The sequence below is a fragment of the Porphyromonas crevioricanis genome, assembly GCF_900167225.1.
GTDB classification, from domain to species: Bacteria; Bacteroidota; Bacteroidia; order Bacteroidales; family Porphyromonadaceae; genus Porphyromonas; species Porphyromonas crevioricanis.
In genome coordinates, this window is the sequence record NZ_FUXH01000013.1 from 24,482 (window position 1) to 39,435 (window position 14,954).

13 protein-coding genes are annotated in these 14,954 nt (G+C 47.6%); 5 read left to right on the forward strand and 8 right to left on the reverse strand.

Annotation, left to right across the window (positions count from 1 at the left end; translation table 11 throughout):
* Nucleotides 1–19: 19 nt before the first annotated feature.
* The 5 genes from nspC to yedF all read right to left on the reverse strand — a co-directional run bounded on the left by nspC (nucleotide 20) and on the right by yedF (nucleotide 4,386).
* Complete coding sequence (gene nspC, locus B5D48_RS07225) at nucleotides 20–1,189, reverse strand: carboxynorspermidine decarboxylase (RefSeq protein ID WP_023936988.1); 1,170 nt, start codon at nucleotides 1,187–1,189, stop codon at nucleotides 20–22.
* A gap of 156 nt (nucleotides 1,190–1,345) precedes the next feature.
* Nucleotides 1,346–2,386: a selenide, water dikinase SelD gene (gene selD / locus B5D48_RS07230; protein WP_023936991.1), complete on the reverse strand. Its 1,041-nt coding sequence runs from the start codon at nucleotides 2,384–2,386 to the stop codon at nucleotides 1,346–1,348.
* Between the two features lie 5 nt (nucleotides 2,387–2,391).
* Nucleotides 2,392–2,610 (reverse strand): putative Se/S carrier-like protein, encoded by a 219-nt coding sequence (locus tag B5D48_RS07235; RefSeq protein WP_023940804.1) that lies wholly within the window; start codon nucleotides 2,608–2,610, stop codon nucleotides 2,392–2,394.
* Nucleotides 2,597–3,745, reverse strand: coding sequence for an aminotransferase class V-fold PLP-dependent enzyme (locus tag B5D48_RS07240; RefSeq protein WP_023936995.1), 1,149 nt, complete (start codon nucleotides 3,743–3,745; stop codon nucleotides 2,597–2,599). The genes B5D48_RS07235 and B5D48_RS07240 overlap by 14 nt, the downstream gene beginning before the upstream one ends.
* 20 nt (nucleotides 3,746–3,765) lie before the next feature.
* The gene (yedF, locus tag B5D48_RS07245) at nucleotides 3,766–4,386 is read right to left on the reverse strand and encodes a sulfurtransferase-like selenium metabolism protein YedF (protein ID WP_023936997.1); all 621 of its coding nucleotides are present in this window, start codon (nucleotides 4,384–4,386) and stop codon (nucleotides 3,766–3,768) included.
* A gap of 575 nt (nucleotides 4,387–4,961) precedes the next feature.
* Between yedF and lpdA the strand changes: the two genes are divergently transcribed.
* The 5 genes from lpdA to lpxB are packed head-to-tail and all read left to right on the forward strand — an operon-like array spanning nucleotide 4,962 to nucleotide 10,339.
* A complete protein-coding gene (lpdA, locus tag B5D48_RS07250) occupies nucleotides 4,962–6,302 on the forward strand; it encodes a dihydrolipoyl dehydrogenase (RefSeq protein ID WP_023937001.1) in 1,341 nt (446 codons plus the stop codon).
* A gap of 11 nt (nucleotides 6,303–6,313) precedes the next feature.
* Nucleotides 6,314–7,864: a glycine--tRNA ligase gene (locus B5D48_RS07255; protein ID WP_023937003.1), complete on the forward strand. Its 1,551-nt coding sequence runs from the start codon at nucleotides 6,314–6,316 to the stop codon at nucleotides 7,862–7,864.
* Nucleotides 7,861–8,406, forward strand: a complete 546-nt coding sequence (locus B5D48_RS07260; protein WP_023937005.1) for an FKBP-type peptidyl-prolyl cis-trans isomerase — start codon at nucleotides 7,861–7,863, stop codon at nucleotides 8,404–8,406. The genes B5D48_RS07255 and B5D48_RS07260 overlap by 4 nt, the downstream gene beginning before the upstream one ends.
* Nucleotides 8,403–9,179: a 5'/3'-nucleotidase SurE gene (surE, locus tag B5D48_RS07265; protein ID WP_023937007.1), complete on the forward strand. Its 777-nt coding sequence runs from the start codon at nucleotides 8,403–8,405 to the stop codon at nucleotides 9,177–9,179. Before B5D48_RS07260 ends, surE begins: the two co-directional genes overlap by 4 nt.
* A 14-nt stretch (nucleotides 9,180–9,193) precedes the next feature.
* Nucleotides 9,194–10,339, forward strand: a complete 1,146-nt coding sequence (gene lpxB / locus B5D48_RS07270; protein ID WP_023937009.1) for a lipid-A-disaccharide synthase — start codon at nucleotides 9,194–9,196, stop codon at nucleotides 10,337–10,339.
* Nucleotides 10,340–10,494: 155 nt separating this feature from the next.
* Here lpxB and B5D48_RS07275 read toward each other — a convergent pair whose 3' ends face one another.
* From B5D48_RS07275 to B5D48_RS07285, 3 genes are all read right to left on the reverse strand, one after another.
* Complete coding sequence (locus B5D48_RS07275; RefSeq protein ID WP_023937011.1) at nucleotides 10,495–11,898, reverse strand: C1 family peptidase; 1,404 nt, start codon at nucleotides 11,896–11,898, stop codon at nucleotides 10,495–10,497.
* Nucleotides 11,899–11,960: 62 nt separating this feature from the next.
* Complete coding sequence (porZ, locus tag B5D48_RS07280) at nucleotides 11,961–14,288, reverse strand: type IX secretion system anionic LPS delivery protein PorZ (RefSeq protein ID WP_023937013.1); 2,328 nt, start codon at nucleotides 14,286–14,288, stop codon at nucleotides 11,961–11,963.
* Nucleotides 14,285–14,863 (reverse strand): non-canonical purine NTP diphosphatase, encoded by a 579-nt coding sequence (locus B5D48_RS07285; RefSeq protein ID WP_023937015.1) that lies wholly within the window; start codon nucleotides 14,861–14,863, stop codon nucleotides 14,285–14,287. The genes porZ and B5D48_RS07285 overlap by 4 nt, the downstream gene beginning before the upstream one ends.
* Between the last annotated feature and the right edge of the window lie 91 nt (nucleotides 14,864–14,954).

The following is a 14,954-nucleotide window of genomic DNA, read 5'->3' on the forward strand; positions in this document are numbered from 1 at the left end:
TCTGACCCAGTTTTAGAGGTTAATCCATTCGACTTTTGTAGTCCTCATATGTGTAGCAACGGAGTAACTCGTAGGAGTCATCCGGTCGTTTGATATAGAGAGACGGGTGACGCACTCCATTGAACATCGTGGTTTTGACAGTTGTGTAGTGACACATATCTTCAAAAATAATCCGATCACCTACTTTCAGGGGGTTGTCAAAGCTCCAATCCCCTATATAGTCCCCCGCCAGGCAGCTACATCCCCCCATTCGATAGGTCGGCTTCCCTGGCTGGGCTTCTTGGTAGGCAGCTCGTATGGTTGGTTTATAGGGCATTTCCAGACAATCTGGCATATGGCAAGTAAAAGAGACATCGAGTATAGCTGTCTTGATCCCCTTGTCTTCTACTATATCTACGACAGTGCTGTATAAGTATCCAGTTTGCCAGGCGAAGGCAGACCCCGGTTCCAATATGACTTTGAGGTGAGGGCGTCGCTCTCTAAAGCGAAGCAAGGTATCGATTAGATGTTCAACATCATATTCTTTGTGTGTCATCAAGTGCCCCCCACCCAGATTGATCCATTTGAGTTGGGATAGCAGGTTGCCGAACTGTGTCTCTATTGCTTCAAGCAAATGTGCCAGATCTTGACTGCGACCTTCACACAAGGCATGCACATGTAAACCTTCTATTCCTTTAGGCAAATGATCACCCAATTCTTCTCGCCGTACGCCAAAACGTGTGCCAGCTCCGCAAGGGTTGTATAACTCTGTTTCTACGGGCGAATAGCCCGGATTGACCCGAAGTCCGAAACTTACGGGGTGATCGATCTTTTCCAGCAAAGGGCAATTCCCTCGAGAGTCTACAAAACGATGATATTGAGATAGACTATTGAACGTCAAATGGCTACTCAGGCGTAGCAACTCTCCCATTTCTTCCTCCTTATACACCGGGCTGTAGGTATGCGCCAAAGCTCCCATTTCTTCGTATGCCATACGAGCTTCCCAAAGAGAGCTGGCAGTACTCTCTCTCACATAGCTGCGTACAATGTTGAAAGTCTTCCACATGGCGAAAGCTTTGAAAGCCAGTATGATATTTGCTCCACTTCGCTCGGCTACAGAGCGTATCAGGGCCAAATTTTTTTCAAACTTATCTTGCTCCAGAACATAAGCCGGGCTGTCTATGCCTGATGGCAGCTGTTGGGTATTCATCGTATTTTCTTCCGTTTTTCTTTGAGTGAGAGACCATATCGCCTGGGCTCCGTCTCCGTGTATCTAATTCCATTAGGAGGAGCAACGGCTCTCTCTTCCCTAGCATAGGAACTTTATTGCTGAGACCTCATTGCTGATTGCAAAGTTATGAGATCTCTAAAGAAGGCAAACGCCTGCACCATGAGCAGAGGTCGGTACAATGGAGCCTATGACGGTTGCACTCGTCTCTCCGGCTGCGTGCAATTGCTGTAATGTACTATCGACATGCTCCGAATCAACGGCCATGAGCAGGCCTCCGGAAGTTTGTGGATCCGCCGATAAGTAGAGCTGGTTGGTCGAACAACGGACTTGTAGTGCATCTCCCACATAGCGGATATTTCTGAATGCTGCACCAGGGATACAACCATCATCGAGCAGTTCCAGAGATCCGTCAATGCAGGGGAGTGATGAGGTCTCTATCTCTACACCTACGGCAGAGGCTCGGGCCATTTCCCATGCGTGACCTATCAATCCAAAGCCGGTCACATCCGTCGCTGTCCGTACCCCTGCTTCTGTCATTATTTCAGCTGCATATCTATTGAGTCGGCACATTGTTTCTACAGTTAGTTGATAGGAGTCTTTTGGGGTTAAGTCAAGTCGTTTGCCAGCCAACTGTACACCTATCCCAAGAGGTTTGGTTAGTATTAGTTTTTGTCCGGGACAGGCTCCTGCATTGGTGATTAGTTTCTTCGGATGCACAGTGCCAACCACAGCCAAGCCGTACTGAGTCGTCTCGTCCTCTATCGTATGGCCACCCATCGTAATAGCCCCCGATTCTTCTACAGCCTCCTGCCCGCCACGCAATATCTCTCTCAATCCTTCCAGAGGGAGGCGTTTGGAGGGATAATGTGTCAGGTTGAGAGATAGGAGGGGTTTCCCTCCCATTGCATATACATCACTTAGGGCATTGGTGGCAGCAATACGTCCAAAAGTAAATGGGTCATCCACTACAGGAGGGAAAAAATCAGTCGTTACGATCAAGGCTGTTTCGTCATTCAATCTGTAGACTCCGGCATCATCACAGGTTGAGAGTCCCACCATCACATTAGGATCAGAAGTTACAGCTATACCGCTAAGCAGTTTCCCCAAAGCAAGTGGATCTATTTTGGCCGAGCATCCCCCATAGGGCCTGTCTTCCATTAGTTTTATCGGGTGCATAGTAATTAGTCTATAAATAGAGTATCGGGTTGCTGGCCTATCTTTTCTTCGCTTTGGCTCCGGTAAGCAGCAGGGATATATAAGCACATACCGCACTCAGGGTGAAGATAATCGGGAACTGTCCGTACCTGATGAGGTATATCTGCTTTTCTGATACGCTCCAGAGCTTGCAAGAAAGCTCTGGTGGAAGCGAATATCACGTAAAAAGAATTACAACCCGCCATTACAGATGCGCAGTGCTTCGTACAGTTCAGACAACTCGTCCGTTGTGTTGTATGGAGAAAGGGAGATCCGTACCGTGCCGGTATTGATTGTGCCAAGGGTGCGATGAGCGAGAGGAGCGCAATGGATGCCAAAACGAGTAGTAATACCGAAATCGTAATACAGTCTGTCGCTCAGAGTTGCTGCCGAACCTTGCCGTGGCAGGATGGAGAACAGCGGGCCCTGTTTGGAGCTTTCCGAAGCAGCAAAAGTTCGGTATCCCAATTCGTGTTCCAAACGATGAATGAAGTTGGAAAGCGTAGCTCCCTCTATCAATTCCCGTTCGCAAGGGTAGTGCTTAAGAGATACATACCAGGCAGAAAGCCCTATCAAATTCATTGTTCCGGATTCAAATCGCTCCGGCATATGAGTGGTATCGGCAAGCTCTTCGGAGCGAAATCCTGTACCTCCTCGCATCAGAGGGGTGATGCTTAACGGATCCCGGACATACAGAGCTCCCGTACCGACCGGACCTAACAGTCCCTTGTGTCCGGTGATGGCCACATAATCAATACCCCAAGCTTGTACATCGATATGCATATAGGGTAGCGCTTGGGCTGCGTCCAGCAGAAAGGCACAGTGAGGGTAGCAAGTTCGCACAGCGGAGACAATTGCTGCGATATCCTGTTTCAACCCATTTATATTGCTCATCCCATTGATAACACAGAGACGTGGAGCAGTTGTCTGAGACCTCAACAGTTCCGACAAGGCAGCTATATCTACGCTGCCATCCGATTTGGCTGGCATCAAAGTCGGATCGGCTCCTTTATCCAATCCATAGACCGGTCTGGCTACGGCATTGTGTTCCATGGGAGAGAGTAATATCTCTCTTTTTTGTAGCCCAGGTAGCCCTTTCAATACGGTATTGATGGCCTCCGTGGCATTTTTCGTGAAGCATATCTGCTCCCCCTGTCCTTTGGCTCCTATTGTGGAGGCCAATAGGTCTCTGAGAGATTCCACTTGAGTGGATAATTCCAAAGTATGACTATCTCGGCTCCGTCCGTACGAACCGAGTGGAAAGTCATAAATGTGAGCTATATGACGACAGTGAGCCTCCGGTTTGGGATACGAAGTGGATGCGTTGTCGAAATAAATCATTCGGGTGGATGTTTGCAGACTCAAGGGGCCACAATGTGATCTGCCCGGCTAAGCAACTCTGCTATCACCAGCATATTAGATATTTTTCCTACAGACAATCGCTCTTTTACTCCATAGTAATCTGCACAAGTGCCACACACGATGACCTGTACTCCTCGTTCGGCCAAATTTTGCAGTGTTTTGTGTGTGCTGTAATCGGTTGTGGCCAGCATTACTCCGCTGTTGTAGCAAACAATATGTGTGGGTAATTCCTCAAGTTCCAACAGGGCATTGAGGTAGGCTTGTATGAGTATGGAACCCAATTCGTCACTCCCTTGCCCCATTTTGTCACTGCGGAGTTGCACCACATTGATTTGCTGCGGTGCTGTGTAGAATCCATCCGTAGCGTCCGATTGATCGGATAATTCCGGCACGATGGGGCAGCCTGCGGTGTCTACCGTGAGCAATGTAAATCCATCTTCGGAAGTGATGTGAACAGAAAATCCGTTTTGCGAAACAAAATCGGTAAGGTTGGCACAAGAGGTCTCATTGTCGGTCAAGACCTCAAAGAGGGTCTCTTGCGGATATTGCTTGAGAGCCCGACGGAGCATAATCAATGGCAATGGACAAAGTTTGCCACGTGTGTCTACTTCTATAGGCATTTTGATCTTTGTTATTTGGTCGAGCCAAGTTACGGATTATTGCGCAAATTTATCGAACGAAAGCAAGGAATGAATACGAGGTTTTTCTCTGTCTATTTTCCCTCACTTTTTTCTGATTTTATGTTTACATAACATGTGTGGTTTCTGTCTTAATAAAAGATAATAAAACATTCATATGAGGATCAAAAATTCCTTGCTCTGGAGGCATGAATTTTTTTCACAGGAGAGAATAAAAATTCTCTCCTGTGAGAGCAAACTTTTTCTCCTGTGTTAGTAAAAAATCTCTCAGGAGATAATTTTGACCCCTCCGAAATGCCCATTAATAGGGCGTTTTAGGAGGTCGTGAAAATGCCGAAAAACAGCTTCCTAAATCATATAATTGTCTGGCTCGATTTATGTAAATAGATGTTTATTTGAAGACGGGCTTATGACCTCATTGTACGTAGGGAATTTACCCGGAAGAGTCGTACTTTGCAGAGGGGGAAATGAGTCGCTTTTTGACTATATTTGCGAGCATTATGTAGAATGCGTGGGCTTCGCCTGATCGGGCCTGCGACAACGTCAAAAAAACAGTGATGCTATACGATCTGATCATACTTGGGGGTGGCCCCGGTGGATATTCGGCAGCTGAGAAAGCTGCTCGAAGTGGCCTCTCCACTCTGCTTATAGAGAAAGCCTCATTGGGGGGTGTCTGTCTCAACGAGGGATGTATTCCTACAAAGACTCTTCTCTACTCCGCCAAAGTGTTGGATACAGCTTTGCATGCTGACAAATATGCGGTTGAGGCCTCAGCTACGGCTGTAGATCTGCCTAAACTGATCACCCGAAAGACGAAGGTGGTACGCAAACTTGTGGCGGGAGTGAAAGCCAAGATGAAAGAAGCCGGTGTGGAGGTTCTCAATGCCGAAGCAGCAGTGAGCTGTGTGGATCCCGATGGTACTGTGAGACTGACGGCCGGGGAGTATTCCTATGCAGGGAAGCACTTGATCATAGCTACTGGCAGCGAGACTTTTGTCCCTCCTATCCCGGGTGTCGATGAGACAGATTTCTGGACCAGCCGTGAGGCCCTCTCGACCAAGGAAGCTCCGAAGCGTTTGGCTATCATCGGAGGAGGAGTGATCGGTATGGAGTTTGCTTCCTTCTTTAATAGTATAGGTACCGAGGTGACTGTTATAGAAATGCTCCCAGAGATCATTAATGGAATGGATCCCGAATTGGCTGCCCAGTTGAGAGCCATCTATGAGAAAAAGGGAGTGAAGTTCTTGCTCGGTCATAAGGTGACCGCTGTCAGCAATACAGCCGTGGAGGTGGAGTATCAAGGCGAATGTAGCCAAATCCTCACTGATCGTATTCTGATGAGTGTTGGGCGCAGACCGGTGACGGCTGCTCTCGAAGCTCTGAACCTGAAGATGCGGGGTAGGGGTGTTGCCGTGGATGAATATATGCGTACCTCCATCCCCTCTGTTTACGCCATTGGAGATGTGACCGGATTTTCTCTGTTGGCTCATACTGCCATCCGAGAGGCCGAGGTGGCGGTGGAGAATATTCTAGGAAATAAGGAGACGATGTCTTACCGAGCCGTACCAGCAGTGGTCTATACCAATCCCGAGATAGCAGGAGTAGGAGCTACGGAGGAAAAGCTGCAGGCTGAGGGCATCCCTTATCGAGTGCTGCAAAAACCAATGGCATTTTCTGGTCGTTTCATCGCAGAGAATGAGGGCGTAAATGGCGTTTGCAAGTTACTGTTGTCTGAGGATAATAAACTCCTGGGAGCTCATTTCCTTGGCAATCCAGCCGGAGAAATGGTTGTGATAGCTGCCATGGCTATCGAGCAGCAGATGACAGTAAAAGACATACTTAAGGTGATCTTCCCTCACCCCACGGTAGGGGAGATTATTCGCGAGACTTTGATTTGACAATACTTTTTATGGCACAGCAAGAAGATATATTCAAGAAAATAGTGTCTCACTGTAAGGAATACGGCTTTGTATTTCCTTCTTCCGAGATTTACGATGGATTGGGGGCCGTGTATGACTACGGGCAGTACGGCTCTGAACTCAAAAATAATATCAAGCGTTATTGGTGGGATGCCATGACGCTTTTGCACTCCAATGTGGTGGGGATAGACTCTGCCATATTCATGCATCCGAAGATCTGGAAAGCATCTGGCCACGTCGATGCGTTCAATGATCCGTTGATAGACAACAAGGACTCGAAAAAACGCTACCGTGCGGATGTCCTCATTGAAGACTATCTGGCCAAGATAGATGAGAAGATAGACAAAGAGGTTACCAAGGCGGCCAAACGATTTGGGGAGACGTTCGATGAGGCAATGTTTCGTCAGACGAACCCGAGAATTCTGCAGTATGCCGCCAAACGAGAAGAGGTACATAGTCGCTTCGCGACTGCGCTGAATGAGAATGATCTGGAGGCCCTGAGACAACTTATTCTTGATTGTGAGATCGTTTGTCCTATCAGTGGTACTCGCAACTGGACCGAGGTTCGGCAATTCAATCTCATGTTTGCTACCGAAATGGGCTCTACGGCCGATGGTGCAATGAAGGTGTATCTGCGTCCGGAGACAGCTCAGGGTATCTTTGTCAATTTTCTCAATGTACAGAAAACTGGCCGCATGAAATTACCCTTCGGTATAGCCCAGATTGGGAAGGCTTTCCGAAATGAGATCGTGGCACGGCAGTTTATTTTCCGTATGCGTGAGTTCGAGCAGATGGAGATGCAGTTCTTTGTTCGTCCGGGCGAGGAATTGGATTGGTTCGAGAAGTGGAAACGCACTCGTATGAGCTGGCATCAGGCTCTTGGCTTCGGTGCTCAGAAGTATCGTTTCCATGATCATGACAAATTGGCTCACTATGCCAATGCTGCTACCGATATCGAGTTTGAGATGCCTTTCGGCTTCAAAGAAGTGGAAGGAATTCATAGTCGGACAGATTTCGACCTCAAGCGACACGAAGAGTTCAGTGGCAAGAAGATGCAGTACTTCGATCCCGAGCTGAATCGAAACTATATCCCTTATGTAGTTGAGACTTCCATAGGCTTGGATCGTATGTTCCTTTCTATCCTTTCGGCTGCCTATACAGAAGAAACTACCGATAAAGGCGAAACTCGTGTTGTACTCAAATTACCGGCTCCTTTGGCTCCTGTGAAGCTGGCTGTTTTGCCTTTGGTCAAGAAAGACGGCTTAGACGATAAAGCCAGAGAGATCCTCACGGACCTGCGCTTCGATTTCAGTTGCCAATACGATGAGAAGGATTCTATCGGCCGTCGATACCGCAGACAAGACGCTATTGGTACTCCCTACTGTATCACTATAGACCATCAGACGATGGAGGACGGTACGGTTACTTTGAGAGACCGAGACAGTATGAGTCAGGAGCGCATTACTATAGACTCCATTAGAAATATCGTGGGCGAAAATGTTAGCATGAAAGCCCTGTTGAAGAAAATAGATCACGAATGACGCACAAGCAAAATAGAATCACGTCTTTCATATACTCCCTACTGCTTCTCTCTGTAGTAGCGTGGAGTGGGGTGTCTTGCGATAAGACAGAAGACAGAGTAACGCGTTGGCGAATCGACAATGAGGCCGCTTTTAGGGAGTATGCTTCCAAAAAAGAATACACCAAGGCCCAAGTAGACGGAAGTACAGCCTTCGTGTATATGAAATGGCTGCACAAGGGAGATGGCAAAACAAATCCCATCGCCACAAGCCGTGTCTATGTACACTATCAAGCTTATGAATTGGTAAGTGGACGCTTATTGGATGGAAACTATGCCAAGGAAAAACCGGATCTGCTTTATCTCCATCGTGGAGATAAAGCCTCTGTGGAAGGCTTTGCCATTGGCCTGCAAAACATGCTGGAAGGCGATGAAGCAGAGATTATAACCCCTTGGTATCTGGCTTACAAGGAGATGGGAGATAGGGCTCGTGGTATAGAGCCTTATACGGGATTGCGTTTTGTAGTCAAGTTGGATCGCATAGTACCGGAGGAGGAAGAATGAGCAAGTCTATACGTATCTTGGTCGTCAACGATGATGGTTACCGAGCCCAGGGGATCAGAGAGTTGTCATTGGCTCTCCGTGAGCTAGGTGAAGTCACGATCCTTGCTCCCGATGAGTCGCGTTCGGGAGCTTCCGGAGCCATTACGTCCTCCACTCCTATTTCGCTCAAAGAGCGCAAGGACTGGATAGATGGGGTAGCGGTGTATAGCACTTCTGGTATGCCTGTGGATTGCGTGAAGTTGGCGATGAATACTCTTTTTAGGGAAGAGAAGCCAGATCTTGTGGTCAGTGGTATCAACCATGGTCGTAATGATGGTATATGTGTGATTTATTCAGGAACATTAGGGGCTGCTATGGAAGGCTCGATAGCCGGGGTTCCCTCTCTGGCTGTTTCCCTCAATGATTTCGAGGCACACACGGATATGCAATATGCAGCTGAGTATGCAGTGCAAGTGGCTCGCTACATCCTTGGAACTTCGTTGCCGGAACATACATTCTTGAGCCTGAATTTACCTAAAGGCAAACCCAAGGGATTGAAAGTTTGTCCCCAAACCAATGGGCGTTTCGTGAAAGAATACAATACAGTTACCTCTCCCAAAGGAAGTACCTACTATTGGATGTCGGGCTGGCAAGAAAGCAAAGAACCCTCTGTAATGGGTGATGTGGAGTACCTTAATGATGGATATGCCACTCTTACTCCCATTCATACCAATATGACCAAATACGAGTATCTACAAACACTCGGGGAGGATTTTGCTTCTTTTGAAGCTTAGGATCTACTAAGAGGATGAAGTATTTTCTTGTAGCAGGAGAAGCCTCCGGAGATCTGCATGCCTCTAACCTGATGCGTGCTATTCTTCGGTTGGATCCTCAGGCCTCTTTTATGTATACGGGGGGCGATGCCATGGCGGAAGTTGCCGGCACCGCTCCCTTGGTGCATTATAGAGAGATGGCCTATATGGGCTTTGTGCAGGTCTTGTTGCATATGTCACAGATTAGAGCCATTGCCACCAAAGTACAGCAGGCTATGTTGACCTTCTCCCCTGATGTCGTGATTCCGGTAGATTATGGTGGATTTAATTTGCGGTATATCTTGCCTTTTGCACATAGCCAACACTTCTATGTGGCTTACTATATAGTGCCGAAGGTTTGGGCTTGGAGACGGCACCGCTTGAAGTCTTTGGCCAGATATACCGATTTGGGATTGTGTATACTGCCCTTTGAGCCCAAAGTTTTCACTCCGCACAACTTGTCCGTTACTTATGTCGGTAATCCTTGCATGGATGCCCTTTCTACCTGCTTGGAAGCTCCTCGCCCGACTTTGTCGGATCTGGGGCTGGATCCCACAGATGAGCGACCTATTGTTGCCTTGTTGGCAGGTAGCCGTAAGCAGGAGCTGAAGGAGAATTTGCCTGTAATGCTCAAGGTAGCCGAGCGTTATCCTCATATTCATTTTGTATTGGCTGGTGCTCCGGGTCTTTCATCTTCGGACTATGCCTCCTATTTGAGAGAGACTTCCGTATCCTTGATATTTGGCAAAACCTATCCTCTGTTGAGAGTAGCCAGAGCCGCTTTGGTGACAAGTGGGACAGCTACGTTGGAGACTGCTTTGCTTGGTTGTCCTCAAGTGGTCTGTTATCGCTTTGTGGGTCTGAGGGCAGCTAATTGGATATTCGATTATCTCTTTCCTATTCGCTATTTTTCGCTGGTCAATTTGATTATGGATCGTCCGGTGGTTCGTGAGTTGTTGTCTGCCGACTGTACTCCAGAGACTGTAGCCAGAGAATTGGACTTGTTGTTGCCCGATACACCAGAGCGTAATCGTATGCTCGGTGAGTATGACCAATTGAAGCAGAAGATAGGAGCTCCGGGTTGTTCCGACCGTGCAGCTGCTGAGATCATAAGAAGTATGAAAGCATACAAGGTTGTGTGACAACTTCAACTGATTACTTCCAAATGAGCCTCTTTACTTGGGCTCCAAAATGCCAAAAAAACACCCCTGATACTGACCTTATGGCAGTACCAGGGGTGGTTCTTATTGTGAGACTACTGCAAGGGATGCAGTGGTCCTCTATCGTAATTTATGGATTAGTTTTCAGGGGCAAACATAGGATCCCAAGGTGGTAGCAAGGCGGGTTTTGTATCGAGTATTTTCAATACTTTTTCTGAAGCGTATTTGCGGTCTACTACTATGCGGAAAGTGTAGGCATCGAACCAATCGTCTGTCATCACCAAGTAACCGGACATGCCGGCTTCGGCTCCCCAACTGTTCTCTACCATCCATTTTTTTGGCTTCCCATTTTTGTCCAGATCTACGGCCACCAAGGTCATGGCGTGGGTAGATCCACTGTCGTAAGACTCGATACGCTCTTGCTTGTTCATATCGAACTTGATACCGAGCAAGGACTCGTAATCGTATTGATCAAGGTCGAGGAAGCCTCGCTTCTTGTCAAGGCTTTTACCCACATCGCAACTGTAGTAGAGCATAGTGTTGTCTTTGATAGAGGCGATTGCCAATTCTTTCAGCTCTTCGATAGGGAGGTTGACGTAAGTCCAGTTTTTCCCGTCATAGCTGTGTCTGTCATATTTTATGCTGTAGAGACGATGGTAGGGACGAGAAGGATCATTCATGACCATGATAAAGTCGTTTTTCAAGTCTTTCCCAACGAACTTTTGGTAGAAAGATTGAGGCGTATAAGTCTCTGTGGAGAGGATTTTGCCACCCTTATCTCTCAGTGTGTATTCAAATTTCGTAGGAGGTTCACCCAGGTTCAATACGAGCAGGCGGTAGACCTGTTTGAGGATCTCCACTTTCTGCTGTTGGAGTTTAGAGGGAGAGGCTTTGGTCGCTGCCGACTGCCGGATGCGTATCCCTCCTTGCCGAAGTACCTGTGCCAGCATAGAACCCAACTGCTGTGTATTGTTGCTGTTGAGGGTCTCCGGCATCACAGACTGTGGTACAAGACCATACTTGAGTATATTATCCGACACTCCGGTGAATTGCCCTCCATCTCCGATAGGATGCTGGAAGAGCCATTCCACTTCCCGATCGTTGCGATCCAGATTTTTTGTGTCAATTACGGATTGAAGAAATAGGTTGGCTTTCTCCAGTTGGTCATAGAAGAAACTATAGTTGTGGGAGAAAAAGAATGCATCTAAGCCGTATTGCTCAATGATAGGAGCACGCATGACATTCAAGCCTGTAAAAAGCCAACAACGACCACTTTGTTTTTGGTCTGAAATACCTTTGCTCTTGACCCTGTGTGAGAAATGATCATCCAGATGGCTGATGTGATCCGCATTTGTAACAAGGGCTTTCATCCCATTAGCCATGACGGCATTGCGGATTGCAATGTCGGAGGGAGTGTGCTGAAAAGCGGACTTGATCTCTTGGAGCATATCGGACGATATGCCTCCATCTTTTTGTGCAGCCGAAGGCATGGTTTGCAAGGCAAGTGCCAGGGCTGTCAGTAGGAATACTTGTCTTTTCATTTGATGTATTGTTGTGTCATTTATATGTCACTCTTCATGGGGGCTTTCCGGAGTAATCTTTGCTATTTGATTACTGCCACAGATAGTTTGGTCTTGGCCTTGGTTTCTGGGTCGTATACCAGTATATGGTATATCCCACTATCTACACGACTTCCGTCTGCATTACGTGCATTCCAGAGCAGTCTATCGTCAATGGTGTTTTCTTCAAAGAGGAGTCGCCCCTGTGTATTGATAATCTTTACATTGCAGCCAGCTTTTAGTCCCTCTATTGTGATCATATCGGGCTGTTCTGGTCGCAAAGGATTGGGCCAAGCATATATTTTTTCCAGTACCTCATCCGAGGCGGTCTCTCCTCCAGTGGAGAGTGACATTAGTCCCTTGTCAGTACCGATATATAGAATTCCATTATTTTCATCGAGGCTGAGGGTTGCGATGTTGTCTGATAAGATAGGGCTGTTTGTCGTCTTGTATTGGCGTAAGATCTCCGTGCAATCCTCATTCATCAAAAAGAGTCCATTGCCCAAAGTTCCTATCCACTTATGATTGAGCCGGTCTACAACTATAGCTCTTACACTCACATTGTCCAACACGTAGTAGAGGTTGGGTTCTTCACCAGCAATTGGTCTGGAAGCAACCGGTGGACGTTTGATGGCTCCGGACGGAGAATGTATAGAGCAGATACCGGCATCGGAGCCTAACCAAAGAACTCCCCCCCGGTCAAGAGTCATGCAGTGGAAAGAGGAGGCAGGGATTGCTTTGCCATTTCGGTCGCTTAGAGTGGAGTAGTAAACAGCTTCACCACCTTTCCCCCCGAGTTTGGGAGAGGCATCGAATACATACACACCTGTATTTTCATGGTAAATGGCCAGCCAATGTATGTCTCCACCTACCGCCACCATATGTCCATGGGCATTGTCCGGACGTATTTGCGTATACTGAGGCGTCTGCCAGTTGCCGTCGGCGTCCAGCATCAGCACAACCTGTTCTGCTACTTCATTTTGTGTCATCCAAAGGTTGCCATAGCGGTCATAACAGAGAGAGCCTACCCGATAGTACCCAGCTCCGAGGTTTTTTGCTGAGCGGATGGGACTGTTGCTTCCGTCGTGGGTCTTGTAGTATTGATTGTCTTTGAATTCGATCAGGCCCTCTCCGTGGGTAGATACAAAGTAGTGCCCGGGATTCTTGGGATCAACAGCTACCGATGTGGCGTCACTTACCTCCTCTACTTCTTTTTGAGAGAAGTTGGTCCACTTGTGTCCATCATATATCTTCAAAGAGAAAGGAATGCCGAAGCGGTAAGATCCTCGGCCTCCACTCACGGAAAAATAACGCCCTTGTGAGAATGTGGAGTAGAAATATTTGTCATCCGAAGGAGTGTTGCTCATATTTATCCCCAATCTCTCCACTTTGGGAGTCTCTTCTGTCGGTCTTATCTTGGCAATGCCATCCATCCCCATGGCAAGCCAAATCTGTTCGGCGGAGCTGTACCAACCGAAGTCTTCCGCCCATTCTGTTTGAAGGATTTTGTAGTCCTCTTTGTCTTGGCGGAAGATATAAGCCTGCCCTTCCCCTTTGGCTATGTATCCATGTGGTGAAGAAGCGATGCTGTGGATGTATTGTTTCTCGGGTAAGAGTGGCGATACGATTGTATCGGCTTTGTTTGTTTCGAGGATGTAGCGCACGAGCCGTCCGCCTTCTAAGTGGAGAATGGGGTTGCCCGCTGCCACTGCCAATCCCAGTACCTGCTCCTTGGATTTGAGGGGTAGATTGATTTCTTTCCAATAGTAGGGGTCTTGTAGATTATCGGTCTCAACACCCTCTATTAGTTTTCCTTCACAGAAAGCCCAGAGTTTATTCTCTCCGATCAAGGCAAGGTCGATTACATTTTTGCCTTGTTGGTAGGTGCCCAGTACAACCATCTTGTCCGGGTCTATAACCATAATACCGAAACCACCTGCCAGATAAATTCTTCCATTTCCAAAGCACATCCTTGCTAAGGTCTTGTTCATCAGGCGTGTATTGTCTCGAATGGCAGGCAAGTTGCTTACTCCACTGGGAGTTAGGAGATCTATATTTCCACTTCTGTAATAGATGACAAGGGTTTGAGAGGCTTTGTCGTAGCCGATGCGGTGTATGTCCGATTCGCTGAGACCGGTTGTTCTGTCGTAATAACGAATGTCTTCTGAATCAGATTTGGAGACGGAGTAGAGTCCTCCTCCTTCAGAAACACCGAAAACTCGAGTGTCAGTGTCTGCTATGGCAACGGTTCGGTAGTATGAAAGTAAAGTCCGCCATCTGTTTTGGCTCTGCTGTTGTGCTTTCCCCTCTGTCCAAAAGCTCATGCAACAGAGAGAAAAAGTCAGCCAAAAGAAAAATGTTTTGATTTTCATTGGTTTAGATATTCGGCCAGATTTTGGATTGCCTTGCCTCGATGACTGATTTCTCCCTTCTGTTCACCGGTCATTTGAGCAAATGTCTGTTGATAACCATCGGGTTTGAAAATTGGGTCATATCCAAAACCTGCGTCTCCATATTCGGCTGTAGTGATTTCGCCTTCCACGGCTCCCTCAAAGCAATGTTCGCCTTTCTCGTCTATCAGGGCTATTACGGTGCGAAAGCGAGCTTTCCTCGGAGATGCTACTTCTTTCAGTGCAGCCAAGAGTTTTTGTCTGTTGTCGGCCGGACTGCAATGTTCCCCTGCATAGCGGGCAGAATACACACCTGGGGCGCCATCCAAGGCTTCGACTTCCAAGCCCGTATCGTCGGCAAAGCAATAAACCCCGTATTTCTGGTGAATGTAGCGAGCTTTCATCAGGGCATTCCCTTGCAGGGAATCAGCCGTCTCCGGTATTTCTTCATGGCAACCCAGCTCTTCCAGGCTAACTATTCGATATTTACCGGCGAGCATCTGCTGCACCTCTTGCAATTTGTGGGGATTGTTTGTAGCGAAGATTAGCTTATTCATTACATTTGTCTGTTGTGCCTGTAGTAGTCACAACTCGGCTCTTCCCTGGATTCATCGGGAGAGTTGTGCTACCGAAAGCTTCCAAAGCAAA

Coding starts and splice junctions, on each gene's coding strand:
- nspC (WP_023936988.1), bottom strand. CDS start 1,189: ATGAATACCCAACAGCTGCCATCAGGCATAGACAGCCCGGCTTATGTT.
- selD (WP_023936991.1), bottom strand. CDS start 2,386: ATGCACCCGATAAAACTAATGGAAGACAGGCCCTATGGGGGATGCTCG.
- B5D48_RS07235 (WP_023940804.1), bottom strand. CDS start 2,610: ATGGCGGGTTGTAATTCTTTTTACGTGATATTCGCTTCCACCAGAGCT.
- B5D48_RS07240 (WP_023936995.1), bottom strand. CDS start 3,745: ATGATTTATTTCGACAACGCATCCACTTCGTATCCCAAACCGGAGGCT.
- yedF (WP_023936997.1), bottom strand. CDS start 4,386: ATGCCTATAGAAGTAGACACACGTGGCAAACTTTGTCCATTGCCATTG.
- lpdA (WP_023937001.1), top strand. CDS start 4,962: ATGCTATACGATCTGATCATACTTGGGGGTGGCCCCGGTGGATATTCG.
- B5D48_RS07255 (WP_023937003.1), top strand. CDS start 6,314: ATGGCACAGCAAGAAGATATATTCAAGAAAATAGTGTCTCACTGTAAG.
- B5D48_RS07260 (WP_023937005.1), top strand. CDS start 7,861: ATGACGCACAAGCAAAATAGAATCACGTCTTTCATATACTCCCTACTG.
- surE (WP_023937007.1), top strand. CDS start 8,403: ATGAGCAAGTCTATACGTATCTTGGTCGTCAACGATGATGGTTACCGA.
- lpxB (WP_023937009.1), top strand. CDS start 9,194: ATGAAGTATTTTCTTGTAGCAGGAGAAGCCTCCGGAGATCTGCATGCC.
- B5D48_RS07275 (WP_023937011.1), bottom strand. CDS start 11,898: ATGAAAAGACAAGTATTCCTACTGACAGCCCTGGCACTTGCCTTGCAA.
- porZ (WP_023937013.1), bottom strand. CDS start 14,288: ATGAAAATCAAAACATTTTTCTTTTGGCTGACTTTTTCTCTCTGTTGC.
- B5D48_RS07285 (WP_023937015.1), bottom strand. CDS start 14,863: ATGAATAAGCTAATCTTCGCTACAAACAATCCCCACAAATTGCAAGAG.